Annotated in this window: 2 protein-coding genes; both read right to left on the bottom strand. The window is 56.4% G+C overall.

The genetic code is table 11. The features are described 5' to 3' along the window. On the bottom strand, nt 1–335 hold a 335-nt coding region (locus AC1RPR_RS08055), incomplete at its 3' end, for a hypothetical protein (protein WP_481763446.1). 2 nt (nt 336–337) lie between these two features. Further along, nucleotides 338–574 (bottom strand): hypothetical protein (locus AC1RPR_RS08050; RefSeq protein WP_481763445.1); only part of this gene is annotated, 237 nt, incomplete at its 5' end.

Below are 574 nucleotides of genomic sequence, written 5' to 3'. Positions count from 1 at the left end.
GCGTCCGTCAGCTCGTCATAGTTGCGAGTTTTCACCGTTGTATTACCGTCTCGGTCCGTCTGGGTGATACGTACCGTACGCGAACTCCAGTCTGCGGCACTGGCGTGGTCATCCGGCTTAGCAGGTTCGGGTTGCACGTCCTTCCCAGTCAGTTCCGCAAACTCTTTTTGCTTGCGCGCCAGATACAGGTTCGCTTCGACCAGCTCCTTCTTCATGCGTGCTTCCCGGATTTCCCGGGTGATGCGGTCCTCGTGGAACGCACAGTAGACAACGCTGATGAAGACACCGATAAAGACTCCGGCCACAAGCCACACCTTACTCATTGCCGTGAACATATTTACTCTCCTTGTTTTTGTGCGTGAAGCACTGCACTGATTTCGCGCAGCCGATCAGTGATCGGCTGTCCCTTGCTGTCCGCGTAAAACTCTTCGAACAGCTCGATCACGTCGTTCACGGCATGCGCCAACTCCGCGACCTCCCGCAGCCTTTGGTTCGCCTGATTGAGGCGCTCGTATGCTTGCTTCAGGCACCTGTCACGGAACAGGATGCCACCGACCGCCATTTCCAGACGCTC

The organism is Dellaglioa sp. CoH-57-MRSF-22 (assembly GCF_056781895.1).
Note: the sequence above shows the minus strand (reverse complement) of the source record. Positions and strands in the feature narration are given on the sequence as shown.